This window comes from Cysteiniphilum sp. GTC20157, from assembly GCF_055396795.1.
Genome location: NZ_AP044698.1, coordinates 2297745 through 2313393, shown reverse-complemented (window position 1 = coordinate 2313393; position 15649 = coordinate 2297745). Strand labels below are relative to the sequence as shown.

The window sequence follows — 15649 nt, the reverse complement described above, 5'->3', positions numbered from 1 at the left end:
CAGCGAGGCTTTTTTGTTTATGTATTGGTCAAAAAAAATCCATCTATGGTGTGGTTGCATCTATTGCTTCCTGCAAAAATGCAACCTTATCGTTAGCGCGCATTAAAGCAGTTCCGGCTAAAACGCCATCATAAGTACAGCCAAAATGATGGAGGTCTTGAGGTGTTTTAGCACCTGATAAGCTCAATAGCGTAATATCTTGAGGAATTATTTTTTGTAGACGTACAATATTATTGGTGTCCATCTCAAGTGTATCTAGATTGCGATTGTTAACACCGATTAGTTTAGCGTTACAGGCTAAGGCCGTTTCTGTTTCTTTTTCATCAAATACTTCAACCAATGCCGTCATGTTAAGTGATTCAACACATTGGATAAGTGCTTGTAAACGTTCTTTATCTAAGCAACGCACAATTAAAAGACAGGCGTCAGCACCTTTAAGGCGTGCTTGATAAATTTGTTTTTCATCGATAATAAATTCTTTGCATAATATTGGGATGGTGACCACATCACGCACTTTGCGAATATCTTCAAAACTACCACCAAAAAAAGGCTTGTCAGTCAAAATGGATAATGCGCAAGCGCCGCCTGCTTGGTAGGCTTTAGCGATTGTAACTGGGTCATAATTTGGGTCAATTACCCCTTCAGAAGGTGATTTGGATTTAAGCTCAGCAATAATTGCAGGCTTATGTGTTTTTATGGCTTGTAAAAAATCATATTTTGCAGGAAGCAATGCTTCGGGGATTAGATCAGGTAACTGCTTTAGCTCTTGATGTTTGGATTCAATAATTTTTTGTAAAATCACGTTATGTCCTTATTACTTTATGTGTACACTATTAAAAAATAAAAATGTTGAAATGTGTTATGAAATTATCAGGATTTACCTTTTTACGCAATGCCGAAGAGCTATGCTTCCCCTATATTCAATCGATTCAGTCTATTTTGCCGATTTGTGATGAGTTTGTGATTGCTTTGGGGCAGTCGCAAGATAACAGTCCCAAGATATTACAGCAGTTAGCAAAAGAGCAGCCAAAGATTAAAATTATCGAGACAGTATGGAATGAACATATGCAGGTTAAAGGTTATACCTATGCCCAGCAGAAAATGATTGCGCAATTTGCCTGTACTGGAGATTGGCTTTTTTATTTAGAGGGTGATGAGATCGTGCATGAGAATGATCTTGAAGCAATTAAAGAGGCGTTGCATCGCTATAAAGATGACCAAGAAGTCGAAGCGTTAGCATTTCATTATTACCACTTTTATGGCAATACCAATACCTATCTTTCATCACCGACTTGGTATCGCTATGCACCAAGAATCATTAAGGCAAGTGTCAGAAGTTACGCGCCAGATGGTTTGTATTGGCTGGTTCTTGACCCTAAGAAGTCCAATCGAATCGCACGTTATCCAAAGGCAAAATTACTTGATAACTATATTTATCATTATGGTTGGGTGCGTCCTGAGGCGGCAATGAGTAAGAAAATTAGCCAGGTGAATAAGCATTGGGGCAAGTCTGAAGGCTTTGACTCAAAATACAGTGATATCGATCATCAGATCTTAACAGAGTTTAAGGGCACACATCCGAATATTATCGAGGGTTTTTTTGCTAAAGAAGAAGGACTTTTTAAAGCCAATCCAAATCATGTTCTAACCAAAAAAGAAAAGCGACAACGTTTTAAGATGAAACTGGAGAAATTATTTGGTCTGGACTTGAGTCGGAAGTATTTCAAAAAAATCTAGCATAAAAGTTTTGACAGCAATAAAACGCAAACGTTATAGTAAAAGAGTCACGTTACCGTGGCAAAAGATTAAATTTAAAAAGTTTTAAAAATAAAAGAAGAGGTGCGCAAGCTATAGCGCTTTTGTGAAGGTCATAACACCTAGTGATCAATAGCAATAGAGCAGGCGCCGAAAGTAATGATGTGTTATGGCTGAATTACTTGGGTCTGCTGCTGAAAGGCAGCAGGACTGTCACGTCAACAAAGACGTGGGGCGCTTCGGTTGTATTTGTATTTTTGTCAAACACATGAGTCAAATTTTGCAAAAGCCGTAACCCCGTGTCGATAAATGGAGAAGCTTTATGCAAAACCCTTTTGTCGTCGCGAAGTTTGGAGGCACAAGTGTCGCTAATCTAAACGCGATCTGCCAATGTGCAGAAATTATCAAATCTTCGCCAAGTGTGCGTGTTGTTGTCGTTAGTGCACAATCAGGAGTTACTAATCTCTTGGTAAAGTTGGCGCATCATATAAAGTCTGTGCATGAGATTTCAGGTATTGTTGATGAGATTAAGAACATACTATCGCCAATTGTTGAAGCGATTGATTGTGCTAATTTACACAGCGATATACAGCAGCGAATAGATGATCTTATGTTTTTGGCACAAATGAGTGTGCGCCTTAATACCAAAGAGCTAAGGGATGAGGTATTATCATTTGGTGAGCGGGTCTCAGCGCAACTTGTCGCTGCAATCTTTAAGCAGAATAAGATTAATGCACAGTATTTTAATGTACAAGCAGTAATGAAAACCGATAGTAATTTCTCTCAAGCAAAGCCCAACCTTGATGACATTAAAGCGCAAGTGACAACACATATGTTGCCGTTGTTATTTGCTGATCAAGTGCTTGTATGCGAAGGTTTTATTGGTATGGATCAAAAAGCTAAAACAACGACCTTAGGTCGAGGTGGGAGTGACTACAGTGCGACTCTTTTAGCACAAGCTTTGCAAGCAAAATCAGTCAAAATCTGGACGGATGTCGCGGGTATTTATGAAGCTGATCCACGCACTATTCCACAAGCGCGAGCGATTGAGAGTTTAAGTTTTAATGAAGCGGCTGAGCTTGCTACCTTTGGTGCTAAAGTTTTACATCCGGCAACCTTATGGCCGGCAATAAGTAGCAATATTGATGTGTTTGTGGGCTCTACTTTTTCGCCTAAGATGGGAGGCACTTGGATTACTGCCAAGACCAATAGCTTAAAGGAGCCACCGCAAATTCGCGCGATTGCTGAGCGTAAGAACCAGCTTTTAATGACACTCAAAAGTTTTGATATGTTTCATGCGCAAGGCTTTTTAGCTAAAGTATTCAGTGTTTTAGCTAAACACAATATATCGGTTGATTTAGTGACAACAAGTGAAGTAAGCATTGCTTTAACACTGGATCATATAGCTAGCCAGTCTACAGGTGAGAGTCTATTAACCGAAGCACTATTGGATGAGCTGCAATCCATAGGTAATCTTGAGATTAGTGTTGAGCATAATTTGTCCCTCATTGCAGTTGTGGGTAATCGACTGCATCAGCACAAAGGGATAAGTGCTAAGCTTTTTGCTGCCCTTGAAAGTTATAATGTTCGCCTTTTCAGCCACGGCGCAAGTGGGCATAATATCTGCCTGTTAGTAGCAGCAGAAGATGCAAAGGGTGTGATGATGGATATCTATAGACATCTCTTTAGTGAATCAACTAAGGAGTGCGTGCGATGAAAGTAGCAATAATCGGTCGAGGCAAAACGGGTAAAGCAGTAGTTGATCTTTTAAAAGAAGATGAGATAAGTGATGTATTTGACTCACAGAACTTAGTCACCGTGGAGAAACTCAATAAGGCAACAGTGGCAATCGTTTTCGTTAGTGCTGATATCTTAAGGCAAATATTGCCCGTGCTTTTGCAAAGCAAGGTGTCTGTCATTTGCGGCACCACAGGTTTTCGTTATGATGGAATATTGATACAGCGCATCAGACAATCAGGACAAACTTGGGTTGTAGCGAATAATTTTAGTTTGTCGATGGTGTTGATAAAAGAGATGTTAAACACCTTGGGTAATTTGCAAAACTTAGCTGTAAATAGTCACTTTCACTTAACTGAAACACATCACACACAAAAGCTTGATGCACCAAGTGGTACTGCCGTGTCATGGCAATCATGGCTTAATGTGAAAGAATGTCCTATTGAGTCTGTTCGCAAAGAAGATGTAAAGGGTGAGCATGTATTAAGGGTGGAAAACCCTTATGAAACAATTGAATTAAAGCATGTGGCGAATGATCGCAAGCTTTTTGCTGAGGGTGCTGTGTGGAGCGCGCGCTTCATATGTGAGAATAAGTTAAATGCGGGTTTTTACCAGTTTGATGAATTAGTAAGAGGTGTGTCATGGCAATAAATATCAATAATAATACATATACAGCAGTCGTCACACCCATGTTTGAAAATGGTGAGATTGATTTGGTTAGTTTTGAGCGACTGCTACGCAAACAAGAACAAGCTGATTGTGGTGTGTTGATTTTAGGTAGCACGGGTGAGGCTTTAGCATTAAGTTATGAAGAGCAGTGCCAGGTGGTGGTATTTGCTTGTGGCTTAGGGCTTAAAGTTCCTTTACTTGTCGGCGTGGGCGGTTATCAATTAGCCGAGCAGCTTAAGTGGGTTGAGTTTTGTAATGCTCAAGCTATTGATGGTTTTTTGATGGTGACACCAATTTATGCCAAGCCTGGCACTCAGGGGCAAATTGCTTGGTTTAGTGCATTATTAGACAAAGCAAAAAAGCCATGTATGTTATATAACGTGCCATCAAGAACGGGGGTGAATCTTTGTTTTGATGCTTTCTCTGCACTCAAAAATCATCCAAATTTATGGGCACTAAAAGAAGCATCAGGTGATATCTCGCGCTTTAAGTGTTATGTGCAAATAGCGCCTCACGTTAATGTATACAGTGGCGAAGATGCGATGATGCCAGAACTTGCCAAAGTCGGTTGTAAGGGACTGGTGTCAGTGGTTTCCAACTTATGGCCAAAAGAAGCCAAAGACTATGTTGAAACTGCTTTGCGTTTTGAAGCAGATGAAGCCTTAAGCCGTTTATGGCAAGATGCGACTTCCGCGTGCTTTAGTGTGGCAAATCCAATCCCAGCAAAAGCATGGCTTGCGCATACTGGTGTCATTGATAGTAGTACTTTACGCTTACCGCTGATTGCTCAAGAGCTCACAAGTATTGAGCGTTTGCAACAAGCTAATGCCGAGATTCAAAGTTATTATGAGTCTATCTGTGTCAGTTAAATTGAATTAAAATAAGGAATACAAATGATGAGCTGGGAGAAAACCCTACAAGATTTACAAACAGGTAAACTGCGTTCAGCAGAACGCCAAGAGAGTGGTCAATGGCAAGCTAATATTGCAGTGAAAGAAGCGATTTTAGCGGCATTTAAAGCGGGTCAAAATACGGATTTTACTGAAAGCTATCAAGGCTTTGTCGATAAGCATAATTTAGTTCCAAGACGTTTTACTGTTGCTGATGGTGTGCGTATGGTGCCCGGTGGGTCAGCCGTAAGAACGGGTGCTTATATTGCGCCATCGGTGATCATTATGCCTCCGGCATATGTAAATACCGGTGCGTATGTTGATGAGGGTACGATGATCGATAGCCATGCATTAGTAGGTTCTTGTGCGCAAATTGGTAAACATGTTCACTTATCAGCAGGTGTGCAGATTGGAGGGGTTCTTGAACCTATTGGCATGAATCCAGTGGTTATTGAAGATCATGTTTTTGTTGGAGCGGGCGCTGTTATTGTTGAAGGGATTGTTGTTAAAAGGCGCGCGGTGATTGCGCCATCGGTTGTTTTGTCACGAGGGGTTAGTGTTTATGATTGCGTTAATGAACGTATTTTGGATAAAGGTGAGGCGATTCCAGAAGGTGCAGTTGTCATACCGGGGGCTAGACCGTTGACACAAGGTTGGGCAAAAGCGCAAGGTTTGCAAGCAGCATGCCCTATTATTGTTAAATATCGTGATGATAAAAGTGATCATGCACTTAGTTTGGAGGAGGCCTTGCGTTAATGGTTGATACTTCATGCCACCATCAAGCATTAGTTGATTTAACCAAAGAAATTAATGCCCCCTTTTTTTTCTATGATCTGGATTATTTGCAAGCCCATATAAAAACTTTACAAACATTACCAGTAACCCTTTGGTATGCGCTTAAAGCCAATCCTTTATCTGCGATTATTGGCACTTTAGATGATGAGGGTATGCGCTTTGATGTTGCCAGTATTGGTGAGTTAGATCAGGTGCTCAAGCAAGGTGTTGACTCTGCGCGTATCTTGCATACTGGACCCGCTAAGTCATATGAGCAGTTGTGTTATTTTGTTGATCAGGGTGTTAATAAATTTGTCATTGAAAGTACGCAGCAATTGCAGGATGTGCAAAGCATTGCTTATGAAAAACAAATTCATGTTGAAGTGCTCTTGCGTGTGCAGTTGCAATGGCAAGAGGGTGAAAAAAATGTCTTAGGTGGTGAGTGTGTGACACCATTTGGTTTGTCCCCCAATGACTGGATCGCTTATTCGAAGAGTAATGATTTTGATTGCCCTTATCTTAATATCTTGGGTTTTCATTGTTTTCAATGGGGCAATATCCTCTGTATAGATAAGCTTGAGAAAATCTGGTTTACGATTGCTGATACATTACATGAATTAGCAGAGACCATGGGCATTGGTTTGCGTGTATTAGATTTAGGTGGTGGTTTAGGTATTGATTATCAACATGAAGGACAAGAGCTAAGCTTATCTGAAATTAATGCATTGATTCTCAAAGTTAAAAGCCACTACCCACAAACAGAGATTTGGCTTGAGCTTGGGCGCTATGCCGTTGCTAAGTGTGGTGTTTATGTTACTGAAGTGGTGGATCGCAAAACAGTTTATGAGCGTGACATGTTGATATTAGCAGGTGGCAGCCAGCATTTGATGCGTCCGACATTGACATCACAAGCATTTCCGGTGAGTCTTTTAAGAGAAAGTCATACTCATCTATCTAAGATACATTTGCATGGTGCGTTATGTACTAGTTTGGATTATTTAGGGGAAGTGCAATTACCAAATGATACCAAGGCACAAGATCATATTATCTTTCACTCTACCGGTGCTTATGGCTTTACTGAGAGTATGCCATTTTTTTTGTGTCATACGCTGCCAGCGGAGGTGACATATCAAAAAGGGGAAAAAGGGAAAAAAAAGCAAATTAAGATATTAAGAAAAGCTGAATCTGCAGGCGTTTGGCTCAAATGAAAGAGATGAAAGAGGTAAAAGAAATAAAAGAAATGAAAAGTTATATCACAAAATCGTTGATTGAAGTGGGGCAAAATGCGTCAGGAGAAGCAATTACCGTCACGAAATATAGGATTAAAGGTCAAGATCAAAATGCTAAGAAAGTCTATATTCAGGCGAGTATGCATGCCTCGGAAATTCAAGGTAATGCCGTGATATTGAATTTACTTAAGCATTTTAATGAAGAGCAACCACAAGGTGATATTACGATTATTCCGCAGTGCAATCCTTTTGGGCGTGACATGCTTATTGGCGCTGGACATCAGGGGCGTTTTGATTCAATCAATGGTGACAACTGGAATCGCTATTATTTTAAGCCTGAGATAGATTATAAATCATTTGCCAAAGAACACCTTAAAAGCGCTCAAGCAGAATATGCACAAGCACTGCGAAGTGAGATTGGTGCGCAAATAACAGTAGCACTTAATAATGATTTTGGGTTGTCACGTGCGCGACGTTTAAACTACACCATGCAACTAGAGGCATTACAGGCGGATATTATTTTGGATTTGCATACGGATTCATTGGCTGTTGATTACCTATATAGCCCGCAGTATGCCAAAAATAGTGCTGAGTCTTTGGGGTTTGAGCATGTGTTATTGATTGAGAACAAATGTAATGGTTCATTAGATGAAGCAGGGTTTTATCCTTGGTGGAGTGTGCAAAAGGCATTTACTCAATTAGGTAGAAATGAGCCTGTATTAGTAGATAGTTTCACCCTTGAATTGGGTTCAGAAGAGTTGATTAATCATAAAAAAGCGCAGATTCAATGTGGGCGGATATTAAACTATCTTGCAGCACATCAAATAATAACTGCAGATAAAGCATACAAAGAAGCTTGCGCTAAAGATATCGCCTTTTACGATGAGGGTTCTTTTCAAGCAGTCTATGCGCAATCTGGTGGCTTATATGAATGGTTTGTCGCACCAGGCGATACCTTTAGTAAAGATCAAGTAATAGGTCGATGTTTGCAAATGGTGCATGCCAAGGAGGTTGAGATTAGTTACCCATTTGCCGGGCTTGTGATAAGTGTCCACAGCAAAGGGGCATTGCAAAAAGGTAGCCACTTGCTGAATGTGGTTGTTGATAAGCCATAGAGCTAACCTTTGATTATTTCTGCGCCTCATAAGCATACCATATTTGGTTTTGCATAATATCAATCCACCATTGATCCATTTTCTCTTGATTCATTAAATGCCAGTCGGGGGTGTCGGTGACAAGCGCATGACCGAAAATCTTGCCAAGCTCATATAGTTTACGCTCATTATCATATTGTATTTTTGCCCACTGTTGTGTGGCGCGATCTAAATCATGCTGATTTTCTTGTAATTGTTTAAATAAAATAAGTGCACTTTGCAAGGCTTTGGTCGCACCACTTGCAGTATGTGGTCGTGAGATAAATGCAGCATCTCCAGATAAGCAAATACGCTCCTTTTTAAGTGCAGGCACTTGTGTATCAAAGATATTTTGAATAAAAGGTTTTGGCGTATCAAGTATCACATTGGCAAAAACTTCAGGCATCATGTTGGCTAATTTCTTTAGCTCTTCAAAGTGAATTGCCTGAAGCTCGCGTGCGGCTAAGCTTGTGACTTCATTGGGGTTATTCGTGTTTAACAGTTTATTTTTATGTGTTTGGTCTAGCCTCTGATATAGCACCCAGTTCAAATCAACACGACCATCTTGTTTGGGGATGTAGTAAGTCACGACATGTCCATATTCGTAGCAAAAATAATTGAGTCGATCAAATAGTGATGGCTCGCTAACGTGTTCTTTTGTAATCACGCCACGCCAAGCAATATAAGGTGCCTCGTTAAGCTTTGATTGAGGGAAAAGTGTCGTGCGACCAAGAGAGTTAACGCCATCACAACAAAATAGCCAATCTGCCTCTACAGTTTGCCCATCAGTGAGTGACAGTATGACTTTGTTTTGATCTTGCTTAATATGCGCCACACTTGCATCTTTTTGATAAATACCTTTTGGTAGGCGCTTATATAATTGCGTATAAATTTCTGACCAATTGTGCGCCATGACATTCACAGGTTGTTGCCAGAAGACATCGGCATTACGCTTTGCGTCGCTGACGATAAACTGTCGATCAATGATTTCAATATATTTGGCATCAGTATCAAACATGTCATTTTGCACTAGTAGATTGCGTAGATCTTTTGGAATACATATCCCAACGCCGCGATCATCAAGTTGTGCACTTGAGCGTTCATAAATGGTGACGTCAAAACCTAAGCGTGACAACACCAATCCCATGGCATTGCCTGCGATTGATCCGCCAATAATAGCTATCTTTTGCATGGTTTCCTACAATTTTTCCAGTTAATATCACAGAGGTATTCTAAACAAAATAAGGTATTGATAGAAGCACAAGCTTTGCTACAAAAAAATACATAACATGACAATTTATGCTAATATCCTCGCGGGAAACTTAAGAGGGTTAAAGATGAATTAAAAGGTAAACTTAATTATTACGCGATTCATTACACCTATTTACCCGATCCAGAGAATAGTAAAAACTGGGAAATTGCAGATTGGCGTAAGATGTCCAATTATTTACAACAAATTGTTAATCGTCTGAATGCTTAGCAGAGATATCACATTTTTCCAAGGCAATCAGTTTGCTGCGTTTAATCAATTTATAACCGATAAGTAATGCTAAAAATAGAATAAATCCGATATAGGTTGCTAAGAATTTCTGCCAGGTAATATTGCCTGAAATAATATCACTAAATTCTTGTCCTAGAATGATAACTGCAATTAACAGCATCGCAAAAATGGGTGCGACTGGGAACCACTTGGCGCGATAGGGTAAACCTTGCAGATTCATGCCTTGTTTTTGGTAAGCGCGACGAAATCGATAATGACTTAAAGCAATACCAAACCAAGCGACAAATCCTGCTAATGATGAGATGTTAACAAGCCAGATAAACACGCTGCCATTATCTAAGAACGAAGTCAGGAAAAATAAGCAGCCAACAAGAGCTGTGATTAAAAGTGCATTAATAGGAATGCCCTGACGATTGATTTTACCAAATACCTTAGGCGCTTGTTTGGTATTGGCTAGATGCCACATAATGCGTGTTGCCGAAAACATGCTAGCATTGCAAGCAGATAAGATCGCAATCAAGATCACCGCATTCATGATTGTTGCTGCATACGTGAGTCCCGCATTTTTAAAAACAATGGTAAAGGGGCTAATGGCAATATCAGAGTTTGTGTTAATAAGGATGTCGCTAGTATAAGGAATCAAGAAGCTAATAATACCAATGGCGAGAATATAAAAAATAACCAAACGCCAAAAGGTTCGTTTAATGGCTTGAGGGATAGATTTTCTCGGGTTATCAGCTTCTCCTGCGGCAACGCCAACGAGTTCCGTACCTTGAAAAGAGAATCCGGCGATCAAAAACACCGCCATAAAGCCAATGAGACCATTATGAAAAGGTGCATCACCAATATGCCAATTCTCAAAACCAACAGGTCCACCAACGCCGGTGACACCAATAATCGTTAGCATGCCGACAACAATGAAAATAATGACAAAAGCAACTTTGATAAAAGACAGCCAATACTCGGTTTCACCATAGACTTTAACGGCTAATAGATTTAAACCAAAAATAAGTACAAAAAATAAAACACTCCAATAGATCGTTGGCACATAAGGAAACCAGTATTGCATAATTAAAGCCGCAGCAATAATCTCAGCGGCAATGGTGATTGCCCAGTTAAACCAATAGTTCCAACCCATGGCAAAGCCAAAATCAGCACTGACATAACGGCTAGAATATTCACAAAATGTGCCTGTGGTGGGAGAATGTGCTGCCATCTCACCAAGGCTACACATGAGAAAATAAACCATCAGTGAGATGATGGCATAGGCGAGCATCGCACCTCCTGGACCTGCTTCGTAAATGGCGCTACCGCTGGCTAAAAATAGACCTGTGCCAATCGAACCACCTAAGGCGATCATGATTAAGTGGCGAGCTTTTAAGTTTCGTTGTAATCTATGTGACATACTTCTATCTTTTCTTCTCAAATGTTCAAAATAATTATCTATTGGTTTTATCGCGTTGCAAAATGTGTTCAGATACGCAAACTGTGATATTTTTGGTGAAGAAAAAAGGGTGTCTTTGATTGTGTATTGATGTTTGTTTCATGCTTAAACATTATTAATTCCTTTGTGTGTAATATACCAGTGAATCTACAGATTCCAAACCTGCGTCATAAAAATAAAACCCAAATCTTTACTCATGGTATTTGCCCCATTATTTAATTATTTAGTTTCGCCATAAGGATAAAACATGTATAGCAACCATACATGTGAAGCGGTTAAATTAATCTTTTTCACAGCTGATGTAAAGCGATCTTTTTATGAAAGTTAAGATATTGGCGCATCAAAAATCATCCATTCGCTATAGGTGTTTTTGTATTGATCTGCTTAACTCATTGTTAACTCATTTTGCAATGCGTGATTGCAAAGTGGTCTGTGATGGATTAAAGATGTAGAGTTCAAAGAGAGGTTACGTTATGGAAAATAAAACGTGTGTGAAAAAAATTATTAGTAGTATATTTTTATTGCCTTTTTTAAGTTATGTTCAAACCTCTGCGGGTGTGGGTTCTGGGGGAATATTACAAGAAAAGCAAAGTCAATGGAGCCCCTATGCGCGTTATGGAGATTATCTAAGTGCACAGATGAAGTCGTTGAAAAAGTTCGATTATGGAATGTTTGTTGCTAAATTAAAAGCGGCTGATGGCCCTGTTTGTACAGCCTTTTGGCTTTATTCAGATGCCCCAGCGCCAGGCGCTATGCCTGAGGTGGCGCAAATGTGGCGTTGGAATGAGTTTGATTGGGAGTTCGTGCCGTATACGCAAGCAACGCAGAATTCGTATATTGCATTAGATGCAGAGGGAAATCCAACGTATTATGGTGCAAAGCTTGATATGAGCAAGATGACATCAGGACAGATTACTGCAGATGTTGTTAATTGGACTCAGAATTATTACATTACTGATGATACAGCTCTTGGTATGATGCAGCGTTATTATAATAAATGGATGACAAATGGTAAAAAGGACACGCAAATTAATTCAGAAAATTATAATTATCTTGGTGCAATAGCAACAACTGGGGATGGTTATGAGGTGGGTGGTACAACTGGAAGCAGTAAACAACCGGGTTGGCAAAATGCCTCGGTTTGGAAATATCCACTAACAGCAGTTAAACCCGTGCCATCCACTTTAGATATGCGTAAAATGGCGGCGATTAATTGGTGGCGTATGCCGCAGGGTAATCAAAATATTGATGTTACTTTACCTGGATTTAATAAGCAGAATTATAAGTTTATTGAAAAATTACCTGTGTTGGATGGTTCTACACTTGCTAAATCATATACGGCAGCAGCAATGAATAATGAAACTTATATTTTGCCAGATGCAGGTAATACTAGTTTTAATCCATACGCGCAATTTAATACTTATACTATTGTCTGGTCACCAACACGCGTTGCCTACTATATCAATGCGCCGGACAATGGTACTGATATTTCTCATGCAACCCCAATTGCACTATATACGGTAGATGATTATCCGTCGCTCAAAGCGTCAGGTGTGCAAGCGCCAGAAGGAAGCCTTCCTTGGGTAGATACAGGATTTGATAATAAGCTCGGCGAAGTATCTATTAACCTTGCTAATTATGTTGCATTCAAAGCTGCCAAAGATCTTGAGAATAGTAAATTAACGCCTAGCCAAGAAGCCGGTGTTGGATGGTCTGGGAATCCGCCAGATAATGGCTGGCAAGGTGTTGATGCTTATTTTAGAAGTGTAACGTACTATCCTCTTAAGAAAGATAGTGGTCAATATCTTGATGGGTCAAATACAAGTGACTTTGATATGACTACGAAAGTGTGGAAATTTGATTTAGGTGATGGCTCTTGGAACAAAGATAACTTTGCAGCTAAGCTTATGGAATATTTTGGTATTTTGTATGCTCAGGACTTCACAAAAAAAGGAATAGCAGCTTCAGATCTTAGGGACTCAAAAAGTCCTTTAGCAATTAGCTTTATTGCAAATAAAGATGGTAGTTACTCATCTGATAAATTACCTTTAATGCAATTAAGTGTCACGCCGTCAACCGCTAATCCAAAACGTAATTTTTTTAGAGTAGCAACGACGATGAATACAGATGTTGCGATCAGTGTGACCAATCCATTTATGTTTGTTACGGTGACGCTAGCATCCGGAAATGGGCAGGAGTTAAAATCTACGGATTCTTCTTTTGGGATTTCAGGAGCTTCCACGCCTCTAGCGTTTTTTGCGCCTAAAAATGGAGCGTCAGTGACAGCAACTATTAAACTATACACAACATCAACTTATCATGGTGCCTATCCTGCTGGTCAAATTCCAACAGCAGCGACAGCAACAGCGCAACTAAAATTAAAAACATCAGAAACTGGCGATATATCATGGGAAGTTATGAGTGATCCCCAGGAAATTATTATGTCATATCAATCAGTAAATCCACATCTTATCACCGTAAGATCGCCTACGACATCCTCTAATTAAATTGAAAAAAAAATTGTAAAATCATCTTCGTACCTTTCTTTTATTCTTAACTCACGGCATAATCCTTGCGTTTAAAGGGCGAGGATTATCGTGATGCAATCAAAAAATAAAGTCATTATCGCATCGGCGATTGGCACATTTGTCGAATGGGCAGAATTTAGCTTTTATGGCTATTTGGCATTTAAGTTTGCACATTTGTTTTTTCCAGAGGATACTCCCTATGCGATGTTGTTTAGTTTATGTGTATTTGCAGCAAGCTATTTAGCGCGCCCCTTTGGTTCAATTGTTTTTGGCATCATTGGTGATAAATTTGGGCGCAAAAAAGCTTTGTCTTTAAGTCTTATTTTGATGGGAGTGGCGACTTTATGTATTGGGCTTTTACCAAGTTATCAAAGTATTGGTATTGCGGCACCTTTGATATTACTTCTCTTGCGGATTATTCAAGGCATTTCCGTTTCAGGGGAGTTTACAGGGGCGGCGATTTTTGTCACAGAGCACTATCGTGGCAGCTTTAAAAACCTTGCGGTGAGTTGGGTGAGCTTTGCTGCGGCTTTGGGCATGATGTTGGGGGCAGCAATGGCATCGATTGTTTCATTACCGATGATGCCAGAGTGGTTTTGGCGTGTGCCTTTTTATTTGGGGTTGGTCGGCTGTTTGATTGGGTTGTACTTTCGGGTGAGTACGACTGAGAGTCCAGAGTTTGAAAGCGTTAGAGTCAATAAAGCATTCTTTAATGGTATAAAAGCATTTAAAGGGTATATCAATCAGCTAATACAATGTTTTTTTATTGCTGCATTTGTTGGTGTGTATATCTATATTTGTAATCTATGGTGGGTGTCTTTTGTCATTCAGCGCGGATTTTTAACCAGTGAAAATGCGCACTGGGTTGCGACATTCGGTGTGGCAACTGTGACATTGCTGACACCGATCGCAGCATTATTGGCAGATAGGTTAGGCACACTGAAAATGCTAAAAACAGGGCTCCTAAGTAGCGTGATCAGCGTACCTGTTTTATTTTATTTATCAGGCTTTTCAAGTGCTTATTTGGCGCTGTGCGCACAAGCATTATACGCGCTAAGCAATATCTTAGTTACTGGTAGCATGTTTCGCTATTTGGTGGATATTTTCCCTGTTAATATTCGCTATACTGGCATGGGTGTGGCTTGGAGTATATCCGTTGCCATATTTGGTGGTACGGCACCCTTGGTTGCGCAATTTTTAGCAATCGAGTTGGCAAATATTGCTTATGTTGTCATTTATGTGTGCATTATTGCTTTAGCTGCATTTATTAGTGTGGCTAAGTCGTCAATAATAATTAAGTTAAAGTCTTAGTTTTTCCCCTCACCCGTGCAACATAAGCCGCACGAGCAATCCCGCAAGGGGCGAGGTGAAAATAGCGAAACTTATCTTTTATTGTTAAGGGTAAATTGTTCTAATATCAGTTACCATCATATTGGCTTTAACCGCATTGATAAGTCCTGGCTTGCCATCTTCAAAAACATGACATTTATCATGATCAACGCCTAACCTATCGGCGATTAAGGTGAATGCCTCGGGAGTGTCCTTGGTGGGATGGTCATCATCATCAGCGGTGATGATAAATTCAAAATGATTAGCAATATCAAGTGCTTCAAGTGTTTTGACCACATTTCGGCGCATGCCGCCAGAGATGACCACCATCGGCAGTTTTTGGTGATAACGATTGATAAGATCAAGCACTGGTTGAATGGCAATAACGCGATCTATCTTTTCCTCAGCAAGATGTTCTTTCTCATGTACCATTTTGTGTAGATCAAAACGCTTCTTATCTTCACTCGTGGTTAACATTTGTAATATTTGTAAAGTGGGGATGCCATTGTAATGCGCAAGCTCGTCAGGACTTAAATTGAAACGATAGCGTTTGGCGATGGTATGCCATGCTTCATTGTGAATAATCATCGTATCAGCGATGGTGCCATCACAATCAAAAATTAAGGCTTGGGTCTTGGGGTGAATGTAAATCATAAGATT

General features: G+C 40.0%; 13 protein-coding genes and 1 riboswitch. Of the genes, 9 read left to right on the top strand and 4 right to left on the bottom strand.

All coding sequences use genetic code 11. The features are described from left to right. Positions 1-43: 43 nt before the first annotated feature. Positions 44-802, bottom strand: a complete 759-nt coding sequence (trpC, locus tag ACZ5V8_RS10420; RefSeq protein WP_464217725.1) for an indole-3-glycerol phosphate synthase TrpC — start codon at positions 800-802, stop codon at positions 44-46. Positions 803-861: 59 nt separating this feature from the next. Between trpC and ACZ5V8_RS10415 the strand changes: the two genes are divergently transcribed. From ACZ5V8_RS10415 to ACZ5V8_RS10385, 7 genes are all read left to right on the top strand, one after another. Continuing rightward, complete coding sequence (locus ACZ5V8_RS10415) at positions 862-1737, top strand: glycosyltransferase family 2 protein (RefSeq protein WP_464217724.1); 876 nt, start codon at positions 862-864, stop codon at positions 1735-1737. An 89-nt stretch (positions 1738-1826) separates the two neighbouring features. Beyond that, positions 1827-2003, top strand: a riboswitch (Lysine riboswitch). Positions 2004-2077: 74 nt separating this feature from the next. Further along, positions 2078-3472, top strand: coding sequence for a lysine-sensitive aspartokinase 3 (gene lysC / locus ACZ5V8_RS10410; protein ID WP_464217723.1), 1395 nt, complete (start codon positions 2078-2080; stop codon positions 3470-3472). Beyond that, the gene (locus ACZ5V8_RS10405) at positions 3469-4143 is read left to right on the top strand and encodes a dihydrodipicolinate reductase C-terminal domain-containing protein (RefSeq protein WP_464217722.1); all 675 of its coding nucleotides are present in this window, start codon (positions 3469-3471) and stop codon (positions 4141-4143) included. Before lysC ends, ACZ5V8_RS10405 begins: the two co-directional genes overlap by 4 nt. After that, positions 4134-5030, top strand: a complete 897-nt coding sequence (gene dapA, locus ACZ5V8_RS10400; RefSeq protein ID WP_464217721.1) for a 4-hydroxy-tetrahydrodipicolinate synthase — start codon at positions 4134-4136, stop codon at positions 5028-5030. The genes ACZ5V8_RS10405 and dapA overlap by 10 nt, the downstream gene beginning before the upstream one ends. A 27-nt stretch (positions 5031-5057) precedes the next feature. Continuing rightward, positions 5058-5807 (top strand): 2,3,4,5-tetrahydropyridine-2,6-dicarboxylate N-succinyltransferase, encoded by a 750-nt coding sequence (locus ACZ5V8_RS10395; RefSeq protein ID WP_464218735.1) that lies wholly within the window; start codon positions 5058-5060, stop codon positions 5805-5807. After that, positions 5807-7033 (top strand): PLP-dependent decarboxylase, encoded by a 1227-nt coding sequence (locus tag ACZ5V8_RS10390; protein ID WP_464217720.1) that lies wholly within the window; start codon positions 5807-5809, stop codon positions 7031-7033. Before ACZ5V8_RS10395 ends, ACZ5V8_RS10390 begins: the two co-directional genes overlap by 1 nt. Further along, complete coding sequence (locus tag ACZ5V8_RS10385; RefSeq protein WP_440616662.1) at positions 7030-8169, top strand: M14 family zinc carboxypeptidase; 1140 nt, start codon at positions 7030-7032, stop codon at positions 8167-8169. The genes ACZ5V8_RS10390 and ACZ5V8_RS10385 overlap by 4 nt, the downstream gene beginning before the upstream one ends. Before the next feature lie 13 nt (positions 8170-8182). Here the strand turns inward: ACZ5V8_RS10385 and ACZ5V8_RS10380 are convergent, their stop codons facing one another. Together ACZ5V8_RS10380 and ACZ5V8_RS10375 are read right to left on the bottom strand one after the other, a co-directional pair. Further along, the gene (locus ACZ5V8_RS10380) at positions 8183-9379 is read right to left on the bottom strand and encodes an FAD binding domain-containing protein (protein ID WP_464217719.1); all 1197 of its coding nucleotides are present in this window, start codon (positions 9377-9379) and stop codon (positions 8183-8185) included. Positions 9380-9647: 268 nt separating this feature from the next. Further along, on the bottom strand, positions 9648-11093 hold the full coding sequence (locus tag ACZ5V8_RS10375) for an amino acid permease (RefSeq protein WP_440616659.1): 1446 nt from the start codon (positions 11091-11093) through the stop codon (positions 9648-9650). Between the two features lie 512 nt (positions 11094-11605). Between ACZ5V8_RS10375 and ACZ5V8_RS10370 the strand changes: the two genes are divergently transcribed. Beyond that, the gene (locus ACZ5V8_RS10370; RefSeq protein WP_464217718.1) at positions 11606-13639 is read left to right on the top strand and encodes a LamG domain-containing protein; all 2034 of its coding nucleotides are present in this window, start codon (positions 11606-11608) and stop codon (positions 13637-13639) included. Between the two features lie 93 nt (positions 13640-13732). Continuing rightward, positions 13733-14971 carry an MFS transporter gene (locus tag ACZ5V8_RS10365; protein WP_464217717.1) on the top strand — a complete coding sequence of 413 codons (1239 nt, stop codon included), beginning with the start codon at positions 13733-13735 and terminating at the stop codon, positions 14969-14971. An 84-nt stretch (positions 14972-15055) separates the two neighbouring features. On the opposite strand, the gene ACZ5V8_RS10360 is transcribed toward ACZ5V8_RS10365, so the two are convergent. Next, on the bottom strand, positions 15056-15643 hold the full coding sequence (locus ACZ5V8_RS10360) for an HAD family hydrolase (protein ID WP_464217716.1): 588 nt from the start codon (positions 15641-15643) through the stop codon (positions 15056-15058). Positions 15644-15649 lie beyond the last annotated feature (6 nt).

Excerpts from the sequence above, each read along its gene's own strand:
- ACZ5V8_RS10415 (WP_464217724.1), top strand. The coding sequence starts at position 862 with ATGAAATTATCAGGATTTACCTTTTTACGCAATGCCGAAGAGCTATGC.
- lysC (WP_464217723.1), top strand. The coding sequence starts at position 2,078 with ATGCAAAACCCTTTTGTCGTCGCGAAGTTTGGAGGCACAAGTGTCGCT.
- ACZ5V8_RS10405 (WP_464217722.1), top strand. The coding sequence starts at position 3,469 with ATGAAAGTAGCAATAATCGGTCGAGGCAAAACGGGTAAAGCAGTAGTT.
- dapA (WP_464217721.1), top strand. The coding sequence starts at position 4,134 with ATGGCAATAAATATCAATAATAATACATATACAGCAGTCGTCACACCC.
- ACZ5V8_RS10395 (WP_464218735.1), top strand. The coding sequence starts at position 5,058 with ATGAGCTGGGAGAAAACCCTACAAGATTTACAAACAGGTAAACTGCGT.
- ACZ5V8_RS10390 (WP_464217720.1), top strand. The coding sequence starts at position 5,807 with ATGGTTGATACTTCATGCCACCATCAAGCATTAGTTGATTTAACCAAA.
- ACZ5V8_RS10385 (WP_440616662.1), top strand. The coding sequence starts at position 7,030 with ATGAAAGAGATGAAAGAGGTAAAAGAAATAAAAGAAATGAAAAGTTAT.
- ACZ5V8_RS10380 (WP_464217719.1), bottom strand. The coding sequence starts at position 9,379 with ATGCAAAAGATAGCTATTATTGGCGGATCAATCGCAGGCAATGCCATG.
- ACZ5V8_RS10375 (WP_440616659.1), bottom strand. The coding sequence starts at position 11,093 with ATGTCACATAGATTACAACGAAACTTAAAAGCTCGCCACTTAATCATG.
- ACZ5V8_RS10370 (WP_464217718.1), top strand. The coding sequence starts at position 11,606 with ATGGAAAATAAAACGTGTGTGAAAAAAATTATTAGTAGTATATTTTTA.
- ACZ5V8_RS10365 (WP_464217717.1), top strand. The coding sequence starts at position 13,733 with ATGCAATCAAAAAATAAAGTCATTATCGCATCGGCGATTGGCACATTT.
- ACZ5V8_RS10360 (WP_464217716.1), bottom strand. The coding sequence starts at position 15,643 with ATGATTTACATTCACCCCAAGACCCAAGCCTTAATTTTTGATTGTGAT.